Annotated in this window: 20 protein-coding genes; 7 read left to right on the top strand and 13 right to left on the bottom strand. The window is 36.0% G+C overall.

Translation table 11 applies throughout. The annotated features are described in order from the left end of the window. Nucleotides 1–115: 115 nt before the first annotated feature. The 8 genes from ACYIAM_RS03550 to ACYIAM_RS03515 form a co-directional block, all read right to left on the bottom strand. Nucleotides 116–880 (bottom strand): histidine phosphatase family protein, encoded by a 765-nt coding sequence (locus ACYIAM_RS03550; RefSeq protein WP_483747269.1) that lies wholly within the window; start codon nucleotides 878–880, stop codon nucleotides 116–118. A gap of 14 nt (nucleotides 881–894) precedes the next feature. Continuing rightward, entirely contained in the window at nucleotides 895–2,223 is a 1,329-nt protein-coding gene (locus ACYIAM_RS03545) for a hypothetical protein (protein WP_483747268.1), read from the bottom strand. A 162-nt stretch (nucleotides 2,224–2,385) separates the two neighbouring features. Continuing rightward, a complete protein-coding gene (locus ACYIAM_RS03540; RefSeq protein WP_483747267.1) occupies nucleotides 2,386–3,216 on the bottom strand; it encodes a histidine phosphatase family protein in 831 nt (276 codons plus the stop codon). Between the two features lie 57 nt (nucleotides 3,217–3,273). Beyond that, the gene (locus ACYIAM_RS03535; protein ID WP_483747266.1) at nucleotides 3,274–4,668 is read right to left on the bottom strand and encodes a glycoside hydrolase family 1 protein; all 1,395 of its coding nucleotides are present in this window, start codon (nucleotides 4,666–4,668) and stop codon (nucleotides 3,274–3,276) included. 3 nt (nucleotides 4,669–4,671) lie between these two features. Next, nucleotides 4,672–6,567 (bottom strand): beta-glucoside-specific PTS transporter subunit IIABC, encoded by a 1,896-nt coding sequence (locus ACYIAM_RS03530; RefSeq protein WP_483747265.1) that lies wholly within the window; start codon nucleotides 6,565–6,567, stop codon nucleotides 4,672–4,674. 196 nt (nucleotides 6,568–6,763) lie between these two features. Next, nucleotides 6,764–7,600, bottom strand: a complete 837-nt coding sequence (gene licT, locus ACYIAM_RS03525; protein WP_483747264.1) for a BglG family transcription antiterminator LicT — start codon at nucleotides 7,598–7,600, stop codon at nucleotides 6,764–6,766. Between the two features lie 185 nt (nucleotides 7,601–7,785). Further along, the gene (htpG, locus tag ACYIAM_RS03520) at nucleotides 7,786–9,660 is read right to left on the bottom strand and encodes a molecular chaperone HtpG (protein WP_483747263.1); all 1,875 of its coding nucleotides are present in this window, start codon (nucleotides 9,658–9,660) and stop codon (nucleotides 7,786–7,788) included. Between the two features lie 307 nt (nucleotides 9,661–9,967). Beyond that, on the bottom strand, nucleotides 9,968–11,329 hold the full coding sequence (locus ACYIAM_RS03515) for a sodium-dependent transporter (RefSeq protein ID WP_202984970.1): 1,362 nt from the start codon (nucleotides 11,327–11,329) through the stop codon (nucleotides 9,968–9,970). Between the two features lie 306 nt (nucleotides 11,330–11,635). On the opposite strand from ACYIAM_RS03515, the gene ubiG reads away from it, so the two are divergent. The 5 genes from ubiG to ACYIAM_RS03490 all read left to right on the top strand — a co-directional run bounded on the left by ubiG (nucleotide 11,636) and on the right by ACYIAM_RS03490 (nucleotide 17,708). Beyond that, on the top strand, nucleotides 11,636–12,340 hold the full coding sequence (gene ubiG, locus ACYIAM_RS03510) for a bifunctional 2-polyprenyl-6-hydroxyphenol methylase/3-demethylubiquinol 3-O-methyltransferase UbiG (protein WP_174797103.1): 705 nt from the start codon (nucleotides 11,636–11,638) through the stop codon (nucleotides 12,338–12,340). Between the two features lie 100 nt (nucleotides 12,341–12,440). Continuing rightward, on the top strand, nucleotides 12,441–13,781 hold the full coding sequence (gene gntT / locus ACYIAM_RS03505) for a gluconate transporter (RefSeq protein ID WP_342354070.1): 1,341 nt from the start codon (nucleotides 12,441–12,443) through the stop codon (nucleotides 13,779–13,781). 211 nt (nucleotides 13,782–13,992) lie between these two features. After that, nucleotides 13,993–15,459 carry an IMP dehydrogenase gene (gene guaB, locus ACYIAM_RS03500; RefSeq protein ID WP_483747262.1) on the top strand — a complete coding sequence of 489 codons (1,467 nt, stop codon included), beginning with the start codon at nucleotides 13,993–13,995 and terminating at the stop codon, nucleotides 15,457–15,459. Between the two features lie 1,122 nt (nucleotides 15,460–16,581). Beyond that, nucleotides 16,582–16,860, top strand: coding sequence for a hypothetical protein (locus tag ACYIAM_RS03495; protein WP_483747261.1), 279 nt, complete (start codon nucleotides 16,582–16,584; stop codon nucleotides 16,858–16,860). A 689-nt stretch (nucleotides 16,861–17,549) separates the two neighbouring features. Beyond that, nucleotides 17,550–17,708 (top strand): hypothetical protein, encoded by a 159-nt coding sequence (locus ACYIAM_RS03490; RefSeq protein WP_174797833.1) that lies wholly within the window; start codon nucleotides 17,550–17,552, stop codon nucleotides 17,706–17,708. Between the two features lie 162 nt (nucleotides 17,709–17,870). On the opposite strand, the gene ACYIAM_RS03485 is transcribed toward ACYIAM_RS03490, so the two are convergent. After that, complete coding sequence (locus ACYIAM_RS03485; RefSeq protein ID WP_483747260.1) at nucleotides 17,871–18,452, bottom strand: IMPACT family protein; 582 nt, start codon at nucleotides 18,450–18,452, stop codon at nucleotides 17,871–17,873. Nucleotides 18,453–18,512: 60 nt separating this feature from the next. Here ACYIAM_RS03485 and nfi point away from each other — a divergent pair, with 60 nt between their 5' ends. Then, nucleotides 18,513–19,178 (top strand): deoxyribonuclease V, encoded by a 666-nt coding sequence (gene nfi, locus ACYIAM_RS03480; protein ID WP_483747329.1) that lies wholly within the window; start codon nucleotides 18,513–18,515, stop codon nucleotides 19,176–19,178. Further along, a complete protein-coding gene (locus ACYIAM_RS03475) occupies nucleotides 19,168–19,914 on the top strand; it encodes a tRNA1(Val) (adenine(37)-N6)-methyltransferase (RefSeq protein WP_483747259.1) in 747 nt (248 codons plus the stop codon). The genes nfi and ACYIAM_RS03475 overlap by 11 nt, the downstream gene beginning before the upstream one ends. 465 nt (nucleotides 19,915–20,379) lie before the next feature. On the opposite strand, the gene ACYIAM_RS03470 is transcribed toward ACYIAM_RS03475, so the two are convergent. From ACYIAM_RS03470 to ACYIAM_RS03455, 4 genes are all read right to left on the bottom strand, one after another. Beyond that, complete coding sequence (locus tag ACYIAM_RS03470) at nucleotides 20,380–21,780, bottom strand: basic amino acid/polyamine antiporter (protein WP_483747258.1); 1,401 nt, start codon at nucleotides 21,778–21,780, stop codon at nucleotides 20,380–20,382. A gap of 52 nt (nucleotides 21,781–21,832) precedes the next feature. Continuing rightward, a complete protein-coding gene (gene ddaH / locus ACYIAM_RS03465; RefSeq protein WP_483747257.1) occupies nucleotides 21,833–22,603 on the bottom strand; it encodes a dimethylargininase in 771 nt (256 codons plus the stop codon). 269 nt (nucleotides 22,604–22,872) lie between these two features. Continuing rightward, nucleotides 22,873–23,424 (bottom strand): adenine phosphoribosyltransferase, encoded by a 552-nt coding sequence (gene apt / locus ACYIAM_RS03460; protein ID WP_065587320.1) that lies wholly within the window; start codon nucleotides 23,422–23,424, stop codon nucleotides 22,873–22,875. A gap of 229 nt (nucleotides 23,425–23,653) precedes the next feature. Beyond that, nucleotides 23,654–24,715: a bifunctional transcriptional activator/DNA repair enzyme AdaA gene (locus ACYIAM_RS03455; protein WP_483747256.1), complete on the bottom strand. Its 1,062-nt coding sequence runs from the start codon at nucleotides 24,713–24,715 to the stop codon at nucleotides 23,654–23,656. Nucleotides 24,716–24,776: the final 61 nt, after the last annotated feature.

Raw genomic sequence — 24,776 nt, 5'->3', positions numbered from 1 at the left:
AAAATGATGTCAAATTATGCTTGTTTAGGGTGATAAATACTACAAATTTATTGATTAATATTATCCTTAAATGGTAAATGGGATATGGCTCATTAGCGAGCCATATATTTCAAGATTATTTAGCTTGATTTTTGCCTTTTTCAACGTAGCTCATATCGCCAAGGCTTTCGACAATAAATTTACCATCGTCGGTATAGCGAATTTTAGTGACACTGGCATTGCCTAATCCTGTTGTGATTGGTGTATCTAGCCATTCTTCAACCATAGCCATAATTGCCATGCCATGAGATACCACTAAAACATTACCGCCACCTTGCGTTTTGGCTGATTCCGCAATGGTTTTTAATGATGCTTGCATACGCGTTTTTACTTTATTGTAGTCTTCGGCTTCGCCTGATTTTTCAACTGCGGCAATAGCATTCATCATTTTTTTTAGGGTAACTTTACCTTTAGCCATGTCATCCATTAGATCTTTATCAGATGCATAACCTAAATATTTTGCAGCAGGATTCCACATATTAGGATCAAGATCACCTTCATAATCACCAAAACAGGTTTCACGCAATCCTTCCATTTCATTAATTTGAACTTTGTCACCTTTAGTTTCTAAAACAATGCGGGCAGTTTGTCGTGCTCGACCTAAATCACTAGAATAAGCCGAAATAAATTTAACATCTTTTAGACCGCGTCCTAGCTGCTCGGCTACTTCAACCCCTGGTTTGGTTAGTGGCGTATCAGACCAGCCTTGAGCACGATGTACGTTATTAAACATGGTTTTGCCATGTCGAGTCACATATAGGTAAGTATCATCAGCAAAAGCTTGTGATATGCTTAATATTAAAATAGTTAATGAACTGATTAATATAGTTATTTTTTTCATTTTGTTGTCCTCATTTATAATAAATTAAATCGATAATCTATAATGGTTTCTGCCGAAAGTGTAGGTGAGCGTTGGTATTTTCCGTGTCTAAGTTTTGGAGTAAGATCTGAAGCACTTACTGTTTTATAAGACCAGCCATAACCAACTTTTGATAAAATAGAGAGATTTTTAAACACACCACTAGTTGGTTTCCATATATCAAAAAGGTTTATTTCGCCATTTTTTAATTTATTGTGTTTGTAGTTAAATTGGCCATAATTCATATAGAGACCTGTACTATTATCTTTAACAAAATCATAGCTCATTACTGTGGTTAGCACCAGCTCGCCATCTCGTAAATAGTCTGCGCCCGCAGCAGCTAAACCATTAAAACGAGCACGGGTATTTTTACCTAAATGTCGATTATAATACCCGATAGCGTTGTGTTTGTTGGCATCCGTGTAAGCTAAACCAACTTTAACACTCCAGTCATCTTCTTTCCATTCTACATCAGTTGCATAATGCCAGGCATGATCTTCAAACTCTTTTTTGTTTTGTTTCATGGCATTATAATTATCAAGCGCATAACTACCATAAAATTGTCCGCCTAAAATTAATTTTTGCATTGGTTTATATGATAATTCAATCACATGGCGTCTTAAATAATCTTTGGCAACCCCATAAGAATAATCCAACGTAAGCTCTTTATCTTTATAAGCGATTTCAGCAGTTGAAATATTATCAATGATTTTTTTACGATCGGCTGTTAAAAAATGTAATTTTTTAGCAGATTCTCGAGGGAGGGTACTATCGATATAGGCTAATGAAAAGTAGACGTCATCATATTTTAGAATACCACTATAACCCAAATAACTATTTCGTGTAAGATGTTTTGATGAACTTATTACACCAAAATCTTTCAAACTATGCCAACCCGCTTTACCATTGAAATTAATGACATCATTACCTAATTTAATTTTTGCATAACGTTGAGTAATTTTATTAAAGCCATGCGCATGATGTTTGTTGTAGCTTTTACCATCATTGTAAAGTAAATTACGTGTTGCAAAATAATCGCTAGCGCCTAATTTTATGACATTGTCATAGGTGATATCAAAGCCAATAGTGTTGAATAAATAGCCTGACTTTAAATCAAAAGTAAAAACTTGTCCCCATGCACTGTGTACTTCTTTGGGCTGGGATGCATTTTCTTTTAAATACTTCCAATGATTACGAGTAGAAAATTCAAACTTAGAATTTTTAAAAAATAGGTCATCTAAGATTGAATTATTGGTTATTTCATTTGCCGATGCCAAAGAGCTTGATATCCCCAGCAGCATCATTGTGAGATATTTTACTTTCATTGTTATTTTTCCTAATCGTTTTTTATATTAAAAAAAAACCTAAATACTAAATCAGAGAACAACTCTCTAATTAACATTTAGGTTTTGCCTGTAACAAACAGTAACAATCCAATAATTTAAAGTTAAGTTTTTAATAAGTTAATGCCATTATGAAATTAATAATTATTCGGTTAGTTTCATTTTTTGCTGATTTAGTGCCGCTTTACCTTTATTAACATATTCCATATTGCCAATTTCACTTACAGTATATTGACCATTTTTATAAATAATTTTGATGACAGTTGCATTTGCTAGTGGTTTATTTTTATCTTTATTGTCAGTTAAATCTGAAATCATAGCCTGCATTGACATTCCTGAAGAAATAGCAAGAATTGTTTTTTCATGGTTGTTATGTGCGTTTTGTACTATAGTTTGTAACGCTGCTTGTGTTCTTGTTTTAACCTGTTGGTAATTTTCGGCTTGGTGCCTTGGATCTGTTTTTGCAATTGAATCTATCATCACATCTATAGGAAGATTGCCGGCTTGATACCCTTTATAAAAGGCATCAACAGAGTTGTATCCAGATAGTTTCATACTTGAATAGACCATTTTAGTATTTGGTCTACCTTCAAAACCACCAAAAAAAACTTCACGTAAACCTTTAAGTTCACGAATTTTATAATCTTTAACTCCTTTTTGTTGAAGAAGCACTTGCATCGTTTCACGTTGTCGTCCTGCATCACTTGTATAATAAGCATCAAATTGAATGTTTTTAAATCCTTCACCAAGGTAGCGAGCAAGTTTAATGCCTTGATCCGTCAATGGTGTGTCGGCCCAGCCTTGCACTAAATCATAAGTATTAAATAGAGTTTTTCCATGACGGGCAAAATAGATTGTGACGTCATCATCAATATTATTATCTGTTGCTATAGATGGATGTTGTGCGCAACTTGTCAGTAAAGTTACAATAATAAAACTGTTGGTTAATAAAAGTTTTGTTGTTGGTTTTTTCATGCGCTATCCTTTGGATAAATAATAGGGGATTAATCACGATAATCCCCTTAAATCATTTTATTTTTTTAAATTTTCACCTTTCGATGAAATCACGGACTGATACCAATAAAAACTTTTCTTTTTATACCGATTTAACGTACCTGTGCCATCTTGATTTAAATCAACATAGATAAAGCCATAACGTTTAGTCACTTCGGCTTTTGATGCGCTAATAAGGTCTATTGGCCCCCAACTGGTATAGCCCATGACTTCAACTCCATCGTTAATGGCTTCACGAATTTGCACTAAATGATCATTCATATAATTAATTCGATAATCATCATTGACAGTGTTGTCTGCTTCTAATTTATCTTTGGCACCCAAGCCATTTTCGACAATAAATAGTGGTTTTTGATAACGTTCATAAAGTAAATTAAGGAGAAAACGAATCCCTGTTGGATCGATCTGCCACCCCCATTCGGATGCTTTAAGATAAGGATTAGGCACCATATCTAAAATATTACCTTTGGTTTTTTGAGACTCATCGGATGTTGCACAACAGCTCATGTAATAACTAAATGAAACAAAATCGACGGTTTCTTTTAGATCTTGTTTATCTTGTTCGTTGATCTCAAGTTTAATATTATTTTCTTTAAAAAAGCGATTCATATAAGTTGGATAATGACCACGAACTTGCACATCACCAAAAAATAACCAACCATGATTTTCTTGATGAGTTGCCCAAACATCTTCGGGTTTTGGGGTAAGCGGGTAAGCCACTGCACCTAATAGCATATTGCCAATTTTGGCATCAGGGATCATTTGATGACAAAGTTTAACCGCTCGGCTACTGGCAACTAATTGATGATGGATAGCTTGGTAAATTTGTTGTTTGGTGCTGTTTCTATCCAAGCCTACACCCGTAAACGGTTCATGCAATGACATATTGATTTCATTGAAAGTTAACCAATATTTAACTTTATCTTTATAACGTGCAAAAACGGTTTTAGCATAACGAGTAAAAAATTCGATCACTTTGCGATTGCCCCAACCGCCATATTGAGTAACAAGATAATAGGGCATCTCATAATGCGATAAAGTGACTAATGGTGTGATGTTGTGTGTTGCCATTTCGTCAAATAATTTGTCATAAAAGGCTAGCCCAGCTTCATTAGGTTGTTCTTCATCTCCATTTGGGAATATACGTGTCCAAGCAATTGATGTACGTAAACAGGTAAAACCCATTTCAGCAAATAGGGCTATATCTTCTGGATAGCGATGGTAAAAATCAATGGCATTGTCTTTTATGCTTGTAATATTGCTTTCATTTCGATCAATGATGTCACCAAATAAACCATTTGGTGTGCAATCTGATGTGGATAAACCTTTACCATCTGTACGGTAAGCACCTTCAACTTGATTGGCAGCAATGGCACCGCCCCAAAGAAAATCATTAGGAAATTTTGTTGACATGTTTTACTCCTTATTTTGGGATAACGCTAATAAAGCCTCTCCACTTTGAATATTATTATCTTCAACGGGACATTGTATATCTTGATAACTATCACTGTTAGTAATGATAATTGGAGTGGTCACTTCAAAACCAGCTTGCTTAATAGCGTCAATGTCAAAGCTAACTAATAGATCGCCTTTTTTTACTTTGCTACCAGCTTCGATATGAGCCTCGAAATATTGACCGTCTAGTTTAACGGTATCAATGCCTATGTGGATCAATATTTCGGCACCGCCATCAGTTTGAAAACCGATAGCATGTTTGGTTCTAAATAGTGACACGACCTCACCATTATCAGGCGCTACAGCTTGCCCAATTGTTGGGATGATTGCGATACCTTTACCCATTAACTCACTAGCAAATGTTGGGTCTTTAACCTCACTTAACGCAATGACTTTTCCTGACATTGGGCTGTAAATCGTAGTATTATTCGGGTTATCAATGTTTTCATTAGTAATATTATTCGATGATGAAGTATCGCTTTCATTAGTTTGAGATTTATCTTTAGGCATACCAAAAAAGTAAGTAGCTAATGTCGCAATGGTAAATGAAAGAATTGAAGCAACGACAACAGCATAAAATCTTGCATCTATCCCTTCTGGTGGGATTAATTGTAAAAATGCAAATATACTAATAAAGCCAAATGAATAGGTTACGGTGTGATAATAACCGACAATAGCACCGCCAATAGCAGCAGATAAACAACCAATCACAAATGGTCTTTTTAATGGTAAATTAACCCCGTAGATTGCAGGCTCAGTTACGCCAAAAATGCCAGACAATACCGAAGAACTAGCTAAACCTTTAAATTGTTTATCTTTAGATCGTAACATCACAGCTAATGCAGCACCAGTTTGAGCAAAGACAGCAGGGAACAGAATTGGCAACATAAAATCTTCTTGATAAAGCGCTATGTTATTCATGGCAAATGGCACTAATCCCCAATGAACACCAAAGATCACCATGATTTGCCAAACAGCGGCTAAAATCATTGAAGCAATAACGGAATTAAGTTGATAGATATAGATAATGCCCGAGGCAACTCCATCACTTAAAATAGATACAATAGGACCAATAACCGCAAAAGTTAAAGGTACTGTAATTAAGACCCCAAGCAATGGAGAAATAAATTTTTTAAACGAATCATGCAATATTTTATTAAAGTTTCGTTCTAATACTGAATAGAACCAGCTCGCCAAAATAATCGGGAATACTGATGAAGCATAGGGAATAAGATTAATTGGAATAGAGAAAAATTCGGTTTGTAATTCTAGAGTTCCTTTCATCATACCGACTATATTGGGGTGAACTAAAGCACCACCCAGTGCCATACCTACATAAGGATTGCCACCAAATTTTTTCACGGCAGAAAAACCCAAGATGATAGGGAGGTAATAAAAAGGTGCATCAGCAATGGCAAATAGGAAGTTATAAGTTGATGTTTCAGGAGCAATAATATCAAGTATTTGTAACAAAGATACCAAGCCTTTTAAAATTCCCCCTGCAACAAGAATAGCTAGAGCAGGAATAAAAATACCAGAAACTAAATCAATCAATTTAGATAGAACACCTAATTTTTTGCCTGATTTAGACTCCAAGCTAGTATTTTCATTAAGGTTGGTTAATTGCATAATATCACTAAATACATCTGCAACATTATTACCGATAACGACCTGAAATTGTCCTCCATTTTGTACAACAGTAATCACACCAACTTGTTTTTTTAATGTATCTGCATCAGCTTTGCTATCATCTTTTAATACAAATCTTAAGCGAGTAGCACAATGCACTAAGCTGATAACATTGTCCTTTCCTCCAACATGCTGAATGATTGATTCGGCAAGCTCTTTGTTTTTCATACTTTATCCTTATTTTTATAACAAAAAAACCTAGATCCCAAGATGTTTTTGGGATCTAGGTTTTGCTTGCAAAGTAAGCCGTGTTAACTTTGCAATAACAATCCAATTAATGACTAGTTTAGACTAACACAAATTTTAAAACTAGTTAAGATTTATACAATAATAATGGCTAAAGTGTGATTTACTTCACATTATGCTATTTAAGTTCAGTGCGTAGTTTTTGAATATGAATCGTTAAATATAGGCTTTCGTCATCAGAAAGGGGATGTTGATATTGTTGTATTAAATGTAAATCTATCTGTTTAGTACAAAGATAGGCGAGTTCATATTTTTGCCGAACTAATTCATACAAGGAGTTATCTTGTTGTGTTTGTTTGCTGTGACTTAGAATACGGTGAGCAAAAAATTTTAAATGAGTAACAAAACGCTGATAAGACAGGCTGTTTTCGTCATATTCAAAGTTAAAATAATATTTCACAATATTGAGAATTTCACGCATAATTTTAGTCATATTGACGATATTGGGCATCGTGTCATTTAATTGTGCATTGACGATATGAAAAGTAATAAAACCGGCTTCGTCTTCAGGTAGTTCAATGGATAATCGCTCTTTTATTATGGTTAAAGCATATAAACCGATCTGAAACTCTTTAGGGTAAAATTTTTTGATCTCCCACAAAAATCCATTTGGAATGTCAAACCCTTGTTTATGACGCTCAATGGCAAAATGGATATGATCAGTCAGTGAAATATAAATGCTGTCTTGTAATTTACCATCTATACATTGTTTGGCATGATTAATAATAACTTCGGAGGTGGTTAATACTTCAAAGGGAATCTTTGAAAGCAATTCTTCAAATTTTGGGTATGTTTCTTTATTATCCAGAGAAAACTGCTTTTCTATAAGACTCGTATCGATTAAATCACCCTTATGCTTTTTAAAGCCAATTCCACGACCTGTGACAATTAATTCATCGCCTTTCGCATCAAGGGTAACAATAACATTGTTATTTAATATTTTATAAATTTTCATTGAGTTTGATCAATTCCTTATATCTACCCATTATGAATCGCTAGAAAAAAATCGGAAGCAAAAAAATAAAAAAATGTGATAAACATCATACTATTTGAAAAAAATATAGTTGACCTTTTTTGTTAGTATAAAAAAGCCCCGATAGTATTAACCTATCAGGGCTGTGGTTAGTGGTTATTATTTTACTATTGCGCTAATAATTTATTCATGGTTTGAATAAATTTACTTGGATCGCTAAGCGAACCTTTTTCAGCAAGCAAAGCCTGATCAAGCAATAGTTCAACCCAATCGTTAAATGCGCTTTCATCTTGCGTATCGGCAATACGTTTAACCAGTTTATGATCTGGATTGATTTCAAACGTGTATTTGATTTCCGGCGCTTTCTGACCTGCTGCTGCAAACAATTTAGCCATTTGTGTACTCATTTCGTCAGCGGCAGTGGTAACAATCGCTGGCGTATCAGTTAAACGGTGAGTTAATTTAACGTCTTTCACCTTATCGCCCAAAGCGGTTTTGACTCGTTCAATAAATGGTTCAAGTTCTTTTTCAACTTGTTTTTGCTCTTCACTGTTTTGATCGGCAAGCTTTTCGATTGATTCGTCTGATTTGCTAATAGATTGGAACTGTTTGCCATCAAACTCAGTTAAGTTGCTCATCATCCATTCATCAATACGATCGGACAACAATAAGACTTCAATGCCTTTCTTACGGAATAGCTCAAGATGAGGACTATTTTTAGCTGCACCATAGCTGTCAGCGGTAATATAGTAGATTTTTTCTTGACCTTCTTGCATACGGCTAATGTAATCATCTAACGAAATAGTTTGTGCATCACTATCGGTGTGAGTTGACGCAAAACGAAGTAATTTAGCAATTGTTTCACGGTTGGCAAAGTCTTCGCCAGTACCTTCTTTTAGTACTAAACCAAACTCACTCCAGAATTGTTGATACTGTTCTTTATCGTCTTTGGCAAGTTTTTCAAGCATTTGTAACACACGCTTAGTACATGCATTACGCAAGTTTTGGGTGATTTTGTTATCTTGTAAAATTTCGCGCGATACATTTAATGGTAGATCATTGGAATCAATTAAGCCTTTAACAAAACGTAAATAGTTTGGCATAAATTGTTCTGCATCATCCATAATAAATACGCGTTGTACATACAATTTTAAACCATGTTTATTATCGCGATTCCACATATCCCAAGGCGCTTTTGCTGGGATATAAAGTAAACTAGTATATTCTTGTTTACCTTCGACACGGTTGTGGCTCCAACTTAATGGATCGGCAAAGTCGTGCGAAAGGTGTTTATAAAATTCTTTATATTCCTGGTCGGTCACTTCTGATTTACTACGCGTCCATAGTGCTTGGGCTTTGTTGACTTTTTCCCATTTAACTTCTTTGCTTTCTTCGTCAGTGGTTTGCACTTCAACAGGGAGTGAAATGTGATCAGAATATTTGCTAATAATAGAACGTAAACGCCAATCGTCTAAAAACTCTTTTTCGTCTTCTTTTAAGTGTAAGGTGATTTCGGTACCACGAGTTTCTTTATTATCGTCAGATATTGTATATTCACCTTCACCTGCTGATTCCCACATAACCGCTTCGTCAGCTTTTGCTGTGGCTGCGCGTGTTCTAACAGTAACTTTATCGGCAACAATAAAAGCAGAATAAAAACCTACGCCAAACTGACCAATTAATTGGCTATCTTTAGCCTGATCACTACCAATAGACTCTAAAAACGCTTTAGTGCCGGATTTAGCAATAGTACCTAAGTTTTCAATCACTTCATCACGTGTCATACCAATACCATTATCAGCAATCGTTAAAGTACCAGCTTCTTTATTGGTTGAAATACGCACACCAAGTTCACCATCGCCAGCATATAGTTCTGGATTTTCAAGTGCTTTAAAACGAAGTTTATCGGCGGCATCAGATGCGTTAGAAATAAGCTCTCTTAAAAAAATCTCTTTATTTGAATATAAAGAGTGAATCATTAAATGCAGAATTTGTTTAACTTCGGATTGAAATCCACGAGTTTCAGTGCCTTGCTTACTCATTGACTAGTTCCTCTATTATATTTAGTCATTTCAATTAATCCTAACTGTAAAATGAATTTGTTATTAACAAACTCTTAGCATTTTGCTCATCAAATAATGGAGCATTGCCTGTTAGCATTAACTGAATAAAATTAACTTAATGGTTTGATTTATTGATGTATTGCTATATGGGATTAAAAAAGCAGATTTCAATAGGAGTTAACAAATTTATTTATTGTTTGATTGTTTTTTGTTATATAACATTAAAAAAAGGATAAAGCCTTGATAGGTCAAGGCTTTTAACTGAACACTAAATTTGTAATGGCTTTTATAAAAATCCATAAATCAAAATTATGATAACCGCAACAGGAACAATGTAACGAGTTAGCACGCTCCAAACGCTAAACCAGAAATCATTTAAATTTAATTCTTCGCGGATGCGTTTTTGATTCATCATCCAAGCACCAAATACCACAGTGCCTAATCCTGTAAGTGGTAACATGATTTTACTGGTCAGGTAATCAAGTAAATCAAAAATATTTTTACCAAATAGTTTGACATCAGCCCATTCATTAAATGCTAATAAACAAGCAATACCTAAAGCCCAAATAACTAAACTACTTAAAATCGTTGCTGATTTTCTACCCAATGGCGTTTTTTCTTCTAATAACTCGACAGTTGGTTCAAGTAATGAAATTGAAGATGTCAACGCCGCAAAAGTTAGGAATATAAAGAATAAAACACCTAAAACAGTGCCACCAGCCATATTACCAAAGGCAATAGGTAAAGTAACAAAAATAAGACCAGGACCTTCACCAGGTTGTAAACCATTGGCGAACACAAGAGGAAATATAGCCATACCAGATAGCATTGCTACAATGACATCTAAGATGACCACAGTGCGCGCAGTAGATAGTAGATTAACATCTTTTCCAAGGTACGAACCATATGCCATCATAATACCCATACCTAAAGATAGACTAAAGAACGCATGACCTAACGCTGCTAACATAGCGGTACCATTAATGGCAGACCAGTCAGGTGTAAATAAAAAACTAAACGCTTTACCAAAAGATGGACCACTCACATAAGCTGCATATCCAACTAATACTAATAGCAATACCCCTAAACCTGGCATCATAATTTTGCAGGCTCGCTCTAAACCAGCGCCCACGCCCATTGCAACGATAGATGCAGTGGCAAACATAAATACGGTGTGCCAAGTTAATAAATGGTTTACGTTACCAAGAAAGTTATCAAAAATTTGACCTGTAACTTCACCATGAGCACCTTCGAAAGTACCTTGAGCGGATAAAACAATGTAATCTGTCGCCCAACCACCAATAACACTATAAAATGATAAGATTAAAAAAGAACCCACTACACCGATAATACCAACCCAATGCCATGATTTAGAACGACCTTCTGAAATAGCCACATCTTCCATTGTATGAATTGGATTTTTTTGCCCACGACGGCCAATTAACCATTCTAAAACTAAAATTGGTAGACCAATCACAAACATAAATAGCAAATAGGTAAGCACAAACGCTGAACCGCCCATTTCACCTGCCATATATGGGAATTTCCAAATGTTACCTAACCCAACAGCAGAACCAGCTGCGGCAAGCATAAACCCCATGCGCGAGCTCCACTGAGAGTGGCTTTTTTTCATAGTTCCTGTACTCATGAATATTTTTCCTTGACTCTTAATTGTTTAATTTTAGTGTAAGCAAATGCCTAAAATTTTTTATTAGATGAATAAAGCTCTAAATCATGCCATGAAATGCGTATGGAAACAAGGAATCATTAAAACTATAAATATAAATAGCAAGTTAGCTGTTAAATTTTATAATGTTTTGAATTAAATTTTTGACTACCTATTCATTATTTGTGTATAGATAAATTTATATTTTCCCCTTTTATTGATAGTGGTGATGGCTTAAAATGATTGCTTATCAATTTAGTTTACAATTTAGGTTATGGAAAAATCGCCATGTCTCAAAACATTGATTTTAATGAAATAAATAAATTTTCGCAATTAGCTGATCAGTGGTGGGATCCTAATGGAAAATGTAAACCTTTGCATATTATCAATCCATTGCGTGTGAATTATGTGCAACAACAGTGTGGGCTATTAGATCAAAAAGCGATATTAGATGTGGGATGCGGTGGTGGCATTTTATCAGAAAGTTTAACGAAGCTTGGTGCGAATGTGACAGCCATAGATCTTGCTGATGAATCATTAGCAGTGGCAAAACTCCATGCAGCGAAAAGTAATTTATCAATTAACTATAAAAAACAGACAGTTGAGCAACATGCCGAGCAAAATCCTGCGCAATATGATGTCATAACGTGTATGGAATTGTTAGAGCATGTGCCAGATCCATTTTCAATCATTCAAGCCTGCGAAAGATTACTTAAACCCGGCGGTAAACTGTTTTTATCAACCATCAATCGTAATCATAAAGCCAAGTTATTGTTGATTTATGGGGCAGAATATATTGCACGATTAGTGCCTAAAGGCACACACGACTTTAATCGCTTTATTCGCCCATCAGAATTAATGAGCTGGATTGAACTTGCTCGATTGAATGTTAAAGACATTATTGGTATGGAATATCATTTATTTAAAAATGAATTCAAATTAGGAACCAATGTTGATGTTAATTATATCATCACGGCACAAAAAGCAGATTAGTTTTAAAAATGTGATCTAATTCTCAATTTGGATATTTTTCACTGTATTTTTTAAAAAATCCTCTATAATTTGACATGTTACCGATAACACGGATTATTTTATTTTAGAGGAACTATTTATGCCGTTAATAATAATTGCTATTGGTGTAGCGTTGCTACTTATTTTAATGTTACCCCTTCGAGTCAATGGCTTCATTGCTTTGATTCTAGTTGCACTCAGTGTGGGTGTAATGGAAGGTATGCCAGTAATGGATGTAGTCAAGTCAATTAAAAATGGGGTTGGTGGCACGCTTGGTAGTTTGGCCTTAATTATGGGGTTTGGGGCAATGTTAGGTAAACTACTGGCCGATTGTGGTGGGGCGCAACGCATCGCAACAACGCTAATTGAAACATTTGGTGATAAAAAAATTCAATGGGCAGTCACACTGACTGGTTTTATTGTTGGCTTTGCACTTTTTTATGAAGTTGGCTTTGTTCTTTTATTGCCATTAGTCTTAACCATTGCAGCCACGTTACGAATATCGCCATTATATATTGGTATTCCAATGGCAGCAGCTTTATCGGTGACCCATGGTTTTTTACCCCCGCATCCTGGTCCAACCGCAATTGCTGAAATTTTTCAAGCTGATATGGGGCGAACTTTACTCTACGGTACAATCATCGCTATTCCAACGGTGATTTTAGCTGGACCAGTATTAGCAAGACTACCGTTTATTCGTGTAATTAACCATCCAATTGAAGAGGGTTTATATAACTCTAAAAAATTCACTGATGATCAAATGCCAAGTTTTGCGGTGAGTGTCTTTACTGCCTTAATTCCTGTTATTTTAATGTCGATTCGTGCAGTTTGCGATATGACTTTAGATAAAGGACATGTAGTATTTCCTTATGTGGAATTTTTGGGTGATCCGGTCATTGCAACTTTAATTTCAGTGTTAGTTGCAGTATTTACCTTTGGGATTTTACGCGGTCGTTCCATGGCTGAAGTTAATTCAACTTTGGTTGATTCAATCAAAATTATTTCTATGATGCTATTAATTATTGGTGGTGGTGGAGCATTTAAGCAAGTGCTTGTCGATAGTGGTGTCAAGGTTTACATTGAACAGATGATGCATTCGTCGAATGTATCGCCGATTGTCATGGCGTGGTTAATTGCTGCATTATTGCGTTTAGCGCTTGGTTCTGCAACTGTTGCAGCATTGACAGCAGGTGGCATAGTGTTCCCTTTAATTGCTTCAACAGGTGTAAGCCCTGAACTTATGGTGATTGCAACAGGTGCTGGTAGTGTTGTGTTTTCACACGTTAATGATCCTGGCTTTTGGTTGTTTAAAGAATACTTCAACTTAAGTATTACTGAAACCATGAAATCATGGTCACTATTAGAAACAGTGATTTCAGTTTGTGGATTAGTAGGATGCTTAGCTATTAATATGTTTATCTAATAAAAATATAATAATTTACTACTTTGCCTCATCAGTGCTTATTCAATTGATGAGGTATTCTCAGCTTATCTTTATTTAATCCGAATTCATTTGATTTTTTACTTTCTTTTTATTCCAATAAAAAAGAAATTCCACTAGCCTTTTGAGTTAAAAGTAAGTAGAATTCCTCGGCAATATTTTATCAACAATCCAACCAGTGGTGAATATTGTCATGTCTCGTATAGTTAAAGAAGCTCTCACGTTTGACGACGTGTTATTAGTCCCAGCTCACTCAACTGTATTACCTAATACAGCTGATATTAGTACTCAACTTACTCAAACAATTAAATTGAATATTCCAATGTTGTCAGCCGCAATGGATACAGTGACCGAATCTGAATTAGCAATTGCACTAGCGCAAGAGGGTGGCATTGGTTTTATCCACAAAAATATGTCAATTGAAAACCAAGCCAATCATGTAAGGCGCGTTAAAAAACACGAAAGTGGTATAGTGCAAAATCCGGTATCAGTCTTACCAACCGCAACCATACAGCAAGTTACCGATCTAGCTAAAGAGTATGGCTTTGCTGGTTTTCCAGTTGTGACTGAAACTCAAGAACTAGTTGGTATTATTACCGCACGCGATGTCCGATTTGCAACCGACTTATCTTTACCTGTTACAGCTGTGATGACACCAAAAGAACGTTTAGTGACTGTAAATGAAGGCGAACAACGTGAAATCGTACTGCAAAAAATGCATGAACATCGTGTTGAAAAAGTCCTCGTCGTTGATGCTCGATTCCACCTAAAAGGCATGATCACGGTTAAAGATTACAATAAAGCGGAACAAAAGCCTAACGCTTGTAAAGACGATAAAGGACGCTTGCGCGTGGGTGCCGCTGTTGGCGCAGCAGCAGGGAACGAAGAACGCATTGCTGCATTAGTTGAAGCTGGTGTTGATGTATTATTAATTGATTCATCACACGGTCATTCAGAAGGTGTGCTTGAACGTATTCGCCAAGCAAGAAAGGCTTATCCTGATTTACAAATAATTGGCGGTAATGTAGCCACTAGTGAAGGTGCTAAAGCACTTATTGATGCAGGCGTTAGCGCTGTTAAAGTGGGGATTGGTCCTGGCTCAATTTGCACAACACGCATTGTTACTGGCGTTGGTGTACCGCAAATTAGTGCTATTATGGACGCTGTTGAAGTGGCACAAAAACACAATATCCCTGTTATTGCAGATGGTGGCATTCGCTATTCAGGCGATATTGCTAAAGCCATCTCAGCAGGTGCTTCTTGTGTGATGGTTGGATCAATGTTTGCCGGCACCGAAGAAGCCCCAGGCGAAATTGAACTATTCCAAGGTAGAGCGTATAAATCATATCGTGGAATGGGATCGCTTGGTGCAATGGCAAAAGGATCTTCTGATCGCTACTTCCAAACTGACAACGCTGCCGACAAGCTTGTGCCCGAAGGCATAGAAGGGCGCATTGCCTATAAAGGGCCATTGAAAGAGATAGTTCACCAACAAATGGGTGGATTAAGATCTTGTATGGGATTGACCGGCTGTGCAACAATTGATGAATTAAGAACTAAGTCCAAATTCTATCGTATTACAGGTGCAGGAATGAAGGAAAGCCATGTACATGATGTACTAATTACCAAAGAGCCACCTAATTATAGAGCTGGTGCATAAAAAAGGAGGGCTTCCTCCCTCTTTTTATTTTATATTTTTATAACTTGTGGTTCGGTTAGCTTTTAGATATTTTGAGCTTTTAGTGGAATAAATCACAACAATGACAACGCCCGAAACCCAACCACTCAAATTATAGCTAAATATCGCCACCCAGGCCCTAAATCATCAAAAATATTCAGATAGATCATTGATTTTATTTGTTTTTTAATAAAAATTAAATATTTCAATCTTTTAAATTTTTTCATAAAACTTAATCAAAGTCACGCCTAATTAATTTTACTAAAAATCCCCCAAAAAACTAGCTAAGCTTTTTAAAACGGTTATACTTTCACCAGTTTCAAAAGCTAGCTTATTTAATAAGTAAATGTATATAAAAATATAGATAAAACATAAGTTTAATTGACAGGTAAACCGTAATGCATTATCATTTTAGACACTAGCAATCCTATGCCTTAAATTTATCAAATAGACGCATCAGACGAGTTTTTTCTCTTGCCTCGTTTATATTCTCGAAGTTATTTCTCAAATCACTATCAAAATTATTTCGAAAAGTCCTGTTGGCATTGTTATTATTGTTATGTTTATGGCATTTTCCGGCATTAGCGGGTCAAAATGGTCAAGGGGATAATCGTAGTGATGCAATAATACTACCACCGTCACCACGGCCACAATGGGGAGAGATCATGTATGTAAGACCTGTTCTTGATCACTACAGATCATCCGAGTTTACCATACCTAGTATATGGGATCCAGATTATGGAGCCCTAGTCCAATCAATCTGGTATCATATGAGCTCAATTTTCCAACTACGGGAGCTGATGGGCTTTCTCATAAGGGGATAGGCCGATGAATTGACATGGGAGCCAGCCACAAGATCAGCAAGAGAGTGTGTAATGATATAAATAATAGAATGGTTTTTCTTAAGATTACGCTAAAAGGTCCAGAGGTAAACTTTCAATGGCGTAATCCTTACTCACGTCGAATTGCTGTTCCAAGGTTACAGCAGACCTTTGAGATAATAGGTATAGATAGTGAGGGAAACGAGGTTATTAAATATTGGTTAGTCCCGCAGAAGTAGTTTGTGCCCCGTGCGGGAGATTATACATATGATCCGAGGAAAGAGTGGGGGGTACCTTTCAAGAGCAAGAAGTTTGGTGTTCTGGTTTTGGGTATCGTTTGACACAGCTCGAAGACCTGACCAACGCAGTCTGTACTGAACGGGGTGATGGTAAGGATTATGACGACTGCTCTCATTGTCGAGGTCGTATGGTCGGTGGCATGCCGTCGTCACCTAATAATCTTATCCAGTTTCGAATAGGGGGTGGATTATTAACAGAGTGGGGATACCCGAGGCATTATAATGCTCAAGCTTTTCCCGCTAGCTGGCTTTGGACAAAGTGATTGGCGGGGGATAGGGACTATGCGTACGATGTGAACTTGGCTGGTGGGGTGCTATGTCTAGAATTTGGAAAGGCAACTATAGAAATATTGTTTGCGCTACTCCTTAGTCTTTATTTGTTAATCCTTAGGTCGTGAATCGCGCTTATGGTGTAAATAAAAGACAATCCTAGTAAAGAGCAGGCCTTGCGTAATTGGAGTGTCGAGGAGGCAAGGACTGTGTGCTTTAATAACTAAAAGTCAAAAAAAGTGCCTCTCCTCCCGACCGAGGACACCAAAGGTGTGATTGGCAGCTTGACCAGACGGAATCATAAAAATCACTAATTAGGCGTAATAATGGAAATTGAACAAAAATTAGCATTAAGTGAAAATCCAATTCATTTTTGAGAGAGCTTTTTAATAGTCTATAATCAGTTATTTTATGTTATGAATCAATTAGTAGAATTTAATTTAAGGTTGATAATCTAACATATTAAAAACTCGACCAAATCATTGTGTATGGTGGTTTTCCGGCTAATAAACGTTATCCCGAACGCGGTCCTTACTATTTACGGTTATGAGTTAATAGATGATTATGATTTAAGTGGTTATGAAGTTTTGTATCAACAGTAGTGTCAATTATTCAAAAATAGGAAAAATAAAAAAACAATCCCCCGCAACTTCCATTTTAACTGACTCAGCCAATAAGTGACATGGTGACAAATAATGCTAACAAAACCAGAGCATTACAGCAGTTATTCTTTTTATCGTCATGGCGGTCCAATAAATATCCGCCAATGATTGATAGTGCATTTATTCAAGAGCCAGTGCACACTGTATGCGATAGGTTTATCGATCAGGTTGGGGAATAGAAAAAGAGCGACAAATGAGGTTAGTACCTTGCACAAGAAAGGTCGCCAATGATTCACACTCATCTCCCAAAAATACGCAAAATAACATTATAACACATTGATTTTAAACAAAAAATAAATCAAAAAATTTTTAATGAAATAAATGGTCTACCCGAGAATTTTTTATAACTCAATAATAATGCGTCCACGGGTGATGTCGCTGATATTTTTTTGCAGTAATTGGGATTTATCTTGTGTGATACCTGTTATGACGTTGACACCTTCAGCATCAAACTCTTGATTTTCAATAATGGCATCAAGTTCTTTTAGGCGATTTTCGATAATTGGCCATTCGTTATAATAACAGTGAAATTGTAGCGTCATGCGGGCAATAAGTTCGATACGCTCTGCTTGTCGCAAGCAGTGGCTAGCCGAACCACCATAAGCACGAATTAACCCGCCAGTACCCAGTTTTATACCGCCAAAGTAGCGAGTTACAACTACAACCACTTGATCGCAATCTTGCCCTTCAATGGCCGAAAGAATAGGGCGACCGGCAGTGCTGGTGGGCTCGCCGTCGTCGTTAAATCGATATTGTTGTCCAATCTTCCATGCCCAGCAGTTGTGAGTGGCGTTGGGATCGCTTATTTGGTTAATAAAGTCGGTGGCTTGTTCGACTGATGTAACTGGCGCAGCATTGACAATAAAGCGACTTTTTTTTATTTCTTCTGTTAGTTCAACGGGATTTGCTAATGTATATGGCATGCTAATTCTGGTAAAATCAATTTATTGTGGATAATAATACTGAACAGAATCAAAATGTCTATTAATTTAGCGCAATTAAAGCAAACACAACAGACGTTAGCGAAGCAAATTACATTATCCGATGCGTTTTGTCAGTCGGTTAAATTTATTGGTGGAACCGATGTAGGCTTTGAGGATGATGGACATGTGACTAGAGCTGCAATTGTTGTTATTACTTATCCTGATTTTAAAGTTGTTGAATACCATATTGCTAGAATAAAAACGCAGTTTCCTTATATTCCCGGTTATTTATCTTTTCGTGAGTATCCAGCACTGATCGAGGCATGGCAGCAGGTAACTCAGAAACCTGATTTATTGTTCGTTGATGGGCAAGGGGTTGCTCACCCTCGGCGTTTAGGTATTGCCAGCCATTTAGGCTTGTTACTAGATATGCCAACGATTGGTGTAGCTAAAAAAAAGTTGTGCGGTCAGTATAAACCATTGCCAAAACAAGCAGGTAGTGTCACGCCTTTGCAAGATAAGCAAGAGCAGATTGGTTGGGTGCTATGTAGTAAAAATAATTGCAATCCTTTATTTATTTCGACCGGTCACCGAGTGAGTCAAGATAGTGCTTTAAAATGGGTTAATTTATGTTTACGTGGCTATCGCTTGCCTGAACCAACGCGCTGGGCTGATGCGATTGCGTCAAATAAACCTTTGTTTAAGAAGTTTAAACATGCACAATAATCCATTACCATTAAAAAAAGGTGGTTTTACCTTTAAACGTTTTTTTGTTGGGCACGACAAAAGTCCAATGAAAGTAACAACCGATAGCTGTTTGTTAGGCGCATGGGCGCCCATTCGTTCTGTTCCGCAAAAAATACTAGATATTGGCTGTGGTTGTGGCGTAATTGCGTTGATGTTAGCCCAGCGATTAGAACATAATAATTGTCAAATTGATGCGATTGATATTGATGTGCAGGCAGTGGCACAATGTCAGCAAAATATCCAGCAAGCTGGGTTTACTACAGTTAATGCGATTCATATCGACATTAATCAATTTGAGTCAAGTCATGCCATGGGCTATGATTTGATTGTGACCAATCCCCCTTATTTTGAATCCGCCGTTGATTGTCGTAATCCGCAAAGGCAATTAGCACGCTATACCGAAAGTTTAAACTTTCAACAGCTTATTGGCACGGTTACGCGTTTATTAAATCCCGCAGGTCAATTTTGTTTAGTTTTGCCTTATCATTTATCCAATCAGTTTAGGTTATTATGTGAATCTAATCAGTTATATTTACACCAACTGATGAATGTTAGATATAGTGCAGACAAAGATTTTTCGTTGTCGTTGATGGTTTTTTCATTTATCCAACCTAATAAGGTTGATCAGCAGCAATTGTGTATGCGAGATAATGATGGGCGCTATTCACAAGCATTTAGAACGTTATTAGCTGATTTTTATCTGTTTCGAAAATAAAGCCTAAATGGTGAGCAATACAAGCACAGCAACTTAATCTCACAATAAAACAATTCATGGTAATTGTGATAGATTGAGTGCTTGTTGTCTTTTGTCCACGGTTTTTGTACCTTGCTGGGCACTACTGTTTTTTTATAATTTTTTTTGGAGCTGTGATTTTTAACACCATTAAGCAAACATCTGCTTAAGTTTGATTTATGGAATTGTAAAATAATTTACAGATATCCAGAGCATATTTTTTGTTATATTTTATTATTTTTAATTTCATAGTGAATCAAAATTATTTAATAGCAAGTAATAAATCTTGATAAAAGAAATACTTATTATCACAAGTAAAAGCATAAAAGTAATGTTATATACAAATATAATTTATTATTTGAACTGCTTGCATGCCTTTTATATATTCGAATTTTTTGCGCATATGAGGCTTTTTGAGATTGTTAAAAAGCCTCGACTAAACTATTATCAGCTTAAGAAGTATAAAATAGCAATGATAGCTAATAGGATAATTGCAATAGCATACACTTTGTCGTGAAAGTAACTAAATGCTGGTAAAGATCGTTCTTTTCTGGCATAGAGGTAAAAACATAGTCCCATACTGTAGAGTATCATGGAAAGTAATAAATAAGTTGTACCACCAGCATAAATCAACCATACTCCATAAATCGATCCTAAAGCGCCAATTATAATTAAATAGGCTTTGCCTTGTTGAATCGCCAATTTGAAAACAAAAAGTGCCGAAAGCAAGTAGGGGATTAGCACCATTGAGGTTGATAACTGGATTAAGGTGTTATAGCCCGATTGATAGAAATGAGCAAGGATAATTAATACCGTTATTAAGCTTGTTGTTAACCATAATGCGTTGGAAGGTGTACCTGCTTTGTTGAGTTTACCAAAGCAACTTGGCACCGTGTGCTGTTTGCCTTGACCGCTTAAAAATAGCATTTCGGCGGCTAGCATTAGCCACGATAATAATCCGCCACTGACCGATACGATTAAGCCGATGTTGATCAAGGTCGCACCCCAGCTACCAATGATACGTTCAATGACTAAGGCCATTGATGGGTTTTTCATTTGCGCCAGTTCTTGTTGCGGTACAATGCCAAGTGATAACACAGATACGCAAACAAGTAATAAACTAGTAATAGCAAAGCCAAAAAAGGTGGCACGGCTAATACTGATGATATTTTTGGCCCTCGTTGCATAAACCGTTGCGCTTTCAATTCCTAAATAAACCCAAACGGTATAAAGCATGGTGTTTTCAACTTGATCAATAATTGATCCTAATTGCGGTGTGCCCCAAAAGTCGATCTTAAATGTAGAGATTTTAAAGGCGAGGCTAACACAAACAATAAATAAACCGATAGGCACAATTTTAGCTAATGTCACTAAACAATTTAATAAAAAGGCGCGATATATTCCTTTCAATACAAAATAATGTACTATCCATAACAATAAAATAGCCGCAATAACCGCCGGTAATGTGGTGCCATGACCAAAGAAGCTTAAGCTATCAAAAGATCCTAATGCGCTAAATAAAATAACTAAGTAGCTAGTACACGACATCCATGCTGATATCCAGTATCCCCATGCTGCATTAAAGCCGATATAATCGCCAAATCCTTCTCGTACATAGCCGTATAATCCATCATTGATTTTGTAAAATCGGATCGATAAATACTGAAATATCCGTGTTAGCATTAACATGCCTAAAAGGGTTATTGTCCATGCAATTAAAATTCCCCCAGTTCCTGACCCTTCGGCCATGTTTTGTGGCAGGCTAAAAATTCCACTTCCGACAATACTGCCAACCACCAACAGTGTGAGCGGCAGAATGCCGAGTTTTTTTCTTACTGGTGTATTCATCTTGTTGTCTTATTTATGCAGTTTAGTATGATTAATAATTAATATCGATCGATTAAAATCGTAACGACATGCAACTTACACCACCATCTATTTTTTGATATTCAGAGGTATCCACTTCGATAACTTGGTAACCAAGCTCTGCGATTTTGCCTTTTGTTATTGGATAGCCTGCTGGCATAATAACGCGGTCATTAACCCATATACAGTTAGCTGCATAACTTTCTTGCTCAGGAATTTCAATAATATTAAGGTGTTGAAATTCGGGTTTAGTGATAAATTCGCCTGCCGCTAATAAGTTGTTATTCTCTAAATAAGCTAGACCTGTTTTTAGATGTAACACTTTTTCGAGCTTAACCACTGAACCAGTTAATCCATACTTTTCTAAAATAGCTATCATTTGGTTTGCGCCAGTTTGATTGGTTCGAGCCGATAAGCCAATGTAGTAGTGGTTTTCAACCATCATTATATCGCCCGCTTCAACTGTACCAGGTGCGTTAATTCTTTCTACTTTATTTGGATAAAATCTTTCGATGGTGTCAGCGATAATTTCAGTTTCTTCCCTGCGGCTTTCGGCTCCAGGCCTTGTAATAATGGCACAATATGGCGTGCAAAGTACGGCATCTTCAACAAATACCGAATCTGGAAAACGTTCGTCAGCGGGTAAAATTGTGATATCGACATCGCATTGTTGTAATGCTCGGATGTAATTGTTGTGCTGATCTAAGGCTTTTTGATAATCAGGTTTGCCCAAGTTGGCTGATGTTAAACCGTTAATTAGTGATTTGGCGGGCATTCTTGCAATAATATGGTTAAATTTTTTCATCTCATCCTCTCTTAGATAATTATGCTTTAATGTTGAATAATAATTCACATTTAATGCTTAATCAAGATGTAAAGTGTATTTTTATTCATTTTGGTTGGTTTTTTGTTGATTTCTTATTTTGATCTGTACATCTGAATTTAGATGCAGTGAGGCGTGCATATCTATTTTTTGTATGCAATAAAAATAACTTACGTTTTTTCAGAAAGGAAAAGAAATTAAAGGTACTTAAAATGAAAAAAGGGCACCAAGCGTGCCCTTAATAATAATCATTATTCACCGTCAAAATTAACTAAAGTAAAGCAATCAATCCCCATATCCGTTAACTTGGATTTGCCACCTAAATCTGGTAAGTTGATCACAAATGCGGCATTTTCGGCAATACCACCAGCTTTACGAATTAAATTAGCTGTTGCGGCGATCGTTCCACCAGTAGCAAGTAAATCATCAATAATTAATACTCGTTCACCCGGTTTAATTGCATCTGTGTGAATTTCTAATGTGTCTGTACCGTATTCAAGTTGATATTCTTCTTTAAATACGTGACGAGGTAATTTATTAGGTTTACGAACAGGAATAAAACCTACACCCAATGCTAATGCAATTGGCGCTGCAAAAATAAAGCCTCGAGCTTCTGTACCTACTACTTTGTCAATTTTTTTATTACGATAATGTTCAATTAATAATTCAACAGTGGTTTTAAATGCAATAGGATCAGCAAGTAAACTGGTGATATCACGAAACAAAACCCCTTCTTTTGGGTAATTGGGAATGGTAAGAATGCTGTCTTTAATTAATGCAAGTTTTTCTTGTAACTGATTCATTTAAATGCTCTCTAAGTCTTTTCTATAAGAGTTGCTAATTTTTCATTATATACCTGTAAACTTTTTAGTTGCAATAAAGAAACCGTAATATCATGCTAAAATCTAGCAATACTTATCAATTAGTATATTTGTGTCATTAGTAAAATTGTGATTAATCATTAAATAATACCATGCCGTAAAAAATTCTTTTTAAACACTTTATATTTTTTTTAAATTTTTACAAATACATTTAATTTTGATTTGAGTGATTTTTTTCATGTTCAATTAACCAGCGTTTTCTTTCTAATCCTCCGCCATATCCCATTAATTCACCATTTGATCCAATGACCCTGTGACAAGGTATGATAATTGCGACTCGATTAAATCCATTTGCGTTTGCAACTGCACGTATAGCATGTGGATTATTAATGTTTTCTGCTTGTGCTTTATAGGTAGTTAGTTTTCCATAAGGGATTTGTTTTAAACAGTCCCAAACTGTTTGCTGAAAATCTGTTCCTGGGGTATGCAAATTGACATTAAAATGTTGTCTTTTCCCTTGAAAGTACTCATCAATTTCTTCTTTTGCTTGTTTTATGTGCTTGTTATCCCCAAAAATTATTTGCAATTTTAACTGTTTTTGCAGCTGTTCGAATTCGGTTTCTAACATTCGTCTGTCGACAAATTCTAATAAGCAGATCCCTTGATTAGTGGAACATATAAACATAGGGCCTAATGGCGTTGTTAAGCGATTAATTAGGATAATGTCTTGGTTAATGCTTATTAATGGGGTATTTTTGGTGATTTTTTTATAGGTATATCCAAAGCCACTTAAAGATTCATACCCTGTATCATAAGCGGTATTGATGACATTTTTGCCGACTTTAAGCTCTTGAAAAGCGTGATTAATTCGATACATTCTTTGGTAGGATTGGAAAGTGATACCATAGTGTTTTTTGAACCAGCGTCTGACTGTTTCGGGACTTATTTTATGTTCTTTTAATTGTGTATCCGATATTTTTGTTTTGGGATTTTGTGTAATTAATGTAATAGCTTTAACAACTTCTGGTGGTGCTTCATTTGCGTTTTCTGTTGGTTTACAAATTTTACAAGGACGATACCCTGCATCAAGGGCTTCTTTAAAAGTACTAAAAAATTCTACATTTTCAAATTTTGGTTTCTTTGCTCGGCAAGTCGCAATACAAAATATCGATGTTGTTTTAACGCCAGCGTAAAATATCCCGATATAGTGCGCATCCTTTGCCAGTAAAGCTTGATAATATTGTTTTATTTTGTCGACATTAGTAATAAGCATAATTTTTAAAAGTCTCAATTTTAGTTAATTTAATAACTGAGGAATTAACAATCCGGTAGCA

It is taken from the genome of Gilliamella sp. X-60 (assembly GCF_057063585.1).
The sequence above is the reverse complement of the archived record's forward strand: the minus strand, read 5'-3'. Positions and strand labels throughout refer to the sequence as shown.

Coding starts and splice junctions, on each gene's coding strand:
- ACYIAM_RS03515 (WP_202984970.1), bottom strand. CDS start 11,329: ATGAGTACAGGAACTATGAAAAAAAGCCACTCTCAGTGGAGCTCGCGC.
- htpG (WP_483747263.1), bottom strand. CDS start 9,660: ATGAGTAAGCAAGGCACTGAAACTCGTGGATTTCAATCCGAAGTTAAA.
- ACYIAM_RS03540 (WP_483747267.1), bottom strand. CDS start 3,216: ATGAAAAAACCAACAACAAAACTTTTATTAACCAACAGTTTTATTATT.
- licT (WP_483747264.1), bottom strand. CDS start 7,600: ATGAAAATTTATAAAATATTAAATAACAATGTTATTGTTACCCTTGAT.
- ubiG (WP_174797103.1), top strand. CDS start 11,636: ATGTCTCAAAACATTGATTTTAATGAAATAAATAAATTTTCGCAATTA.
- ACYIAM_RS03535 (WP_483747266.1), bottom strand. CDS start 4,668: ATGTCAACAAAATTTCCTAATGATTTTCTTTGGGGCGGTGCCATTGCT.
- ACYIAM_RS03490 (WP_174797833.1), top strand. CDS start 17,550: ATGGTGACAAATAATGCTAACAAAACCAGAGCATTACAGCAGTTATTC.
- ACYIAM_RS03485 (WP_483747260.1), bottom strand. CDS start 18,452: ATGCCATATACATTAGCAAATCCCGTTGAACTAACAGAAGAAATAAAA.
- ACYIAM_RS03455 (WP_483747256.1), bottom strand. CDS start 24,715: ATGCTTATTACTAATGTCGACAAAATAAAACAATATTATCAAGCTTTA.
- ACYIAM_RS03530 (WP_483747265.1), bottom strand. CDS start 6,567: ATGAAAAACAAAGAGCTTGCCGAATCAATCATTCAGCATGTTGGAGGA.
- apt (WP_065587320.1), bottom strand. CDS start 23,424: ATGAATCAGTTACAAGAAAAACTTGCATTAATTAAAGACAGCATTCTT.
- ACYIAM_RS03545 (WP_483747268.1), bottom strand. CDS start 2,223: ATGAAAGTAAAATATCTCACAATGATGCTGCTGGGGATATCAAGCTCT.
- ACYIAM_RS03550 (WP_483747269.1), bottom strand. CDS start 880: ATGAAAAAAATAACTATATTAATCAGTTCATTAACTATTTTAATATTA.
- ACYIAM_RS03475 (WP_483747259.1), top strand. CDS start 19,168: ATGCACAATAATCCATTACCATTAAAAAAAGGTGGTTTTACCTTTAAA.
- ACYIAM_RS03470 (WP_483747258.1), bottom strand. CDS start 21,780: ATGAATACACCAGTAAGAAAAAAACTCGGCATTCTGCCGCTCACACTG.
- ddaH (WP_483747257.1), bottom strand. CDS start 22,603: ATGAAAAAATTTAACCATATTATTGCAAGAATGCCCGCCAAATCACTA.
- guaB (WP_483747262.1), top strand. CDS start 13,993: ATGTCTCGTATAGTTAAAGAAGCTCTCACGTTTGACGACGTGTTATTA.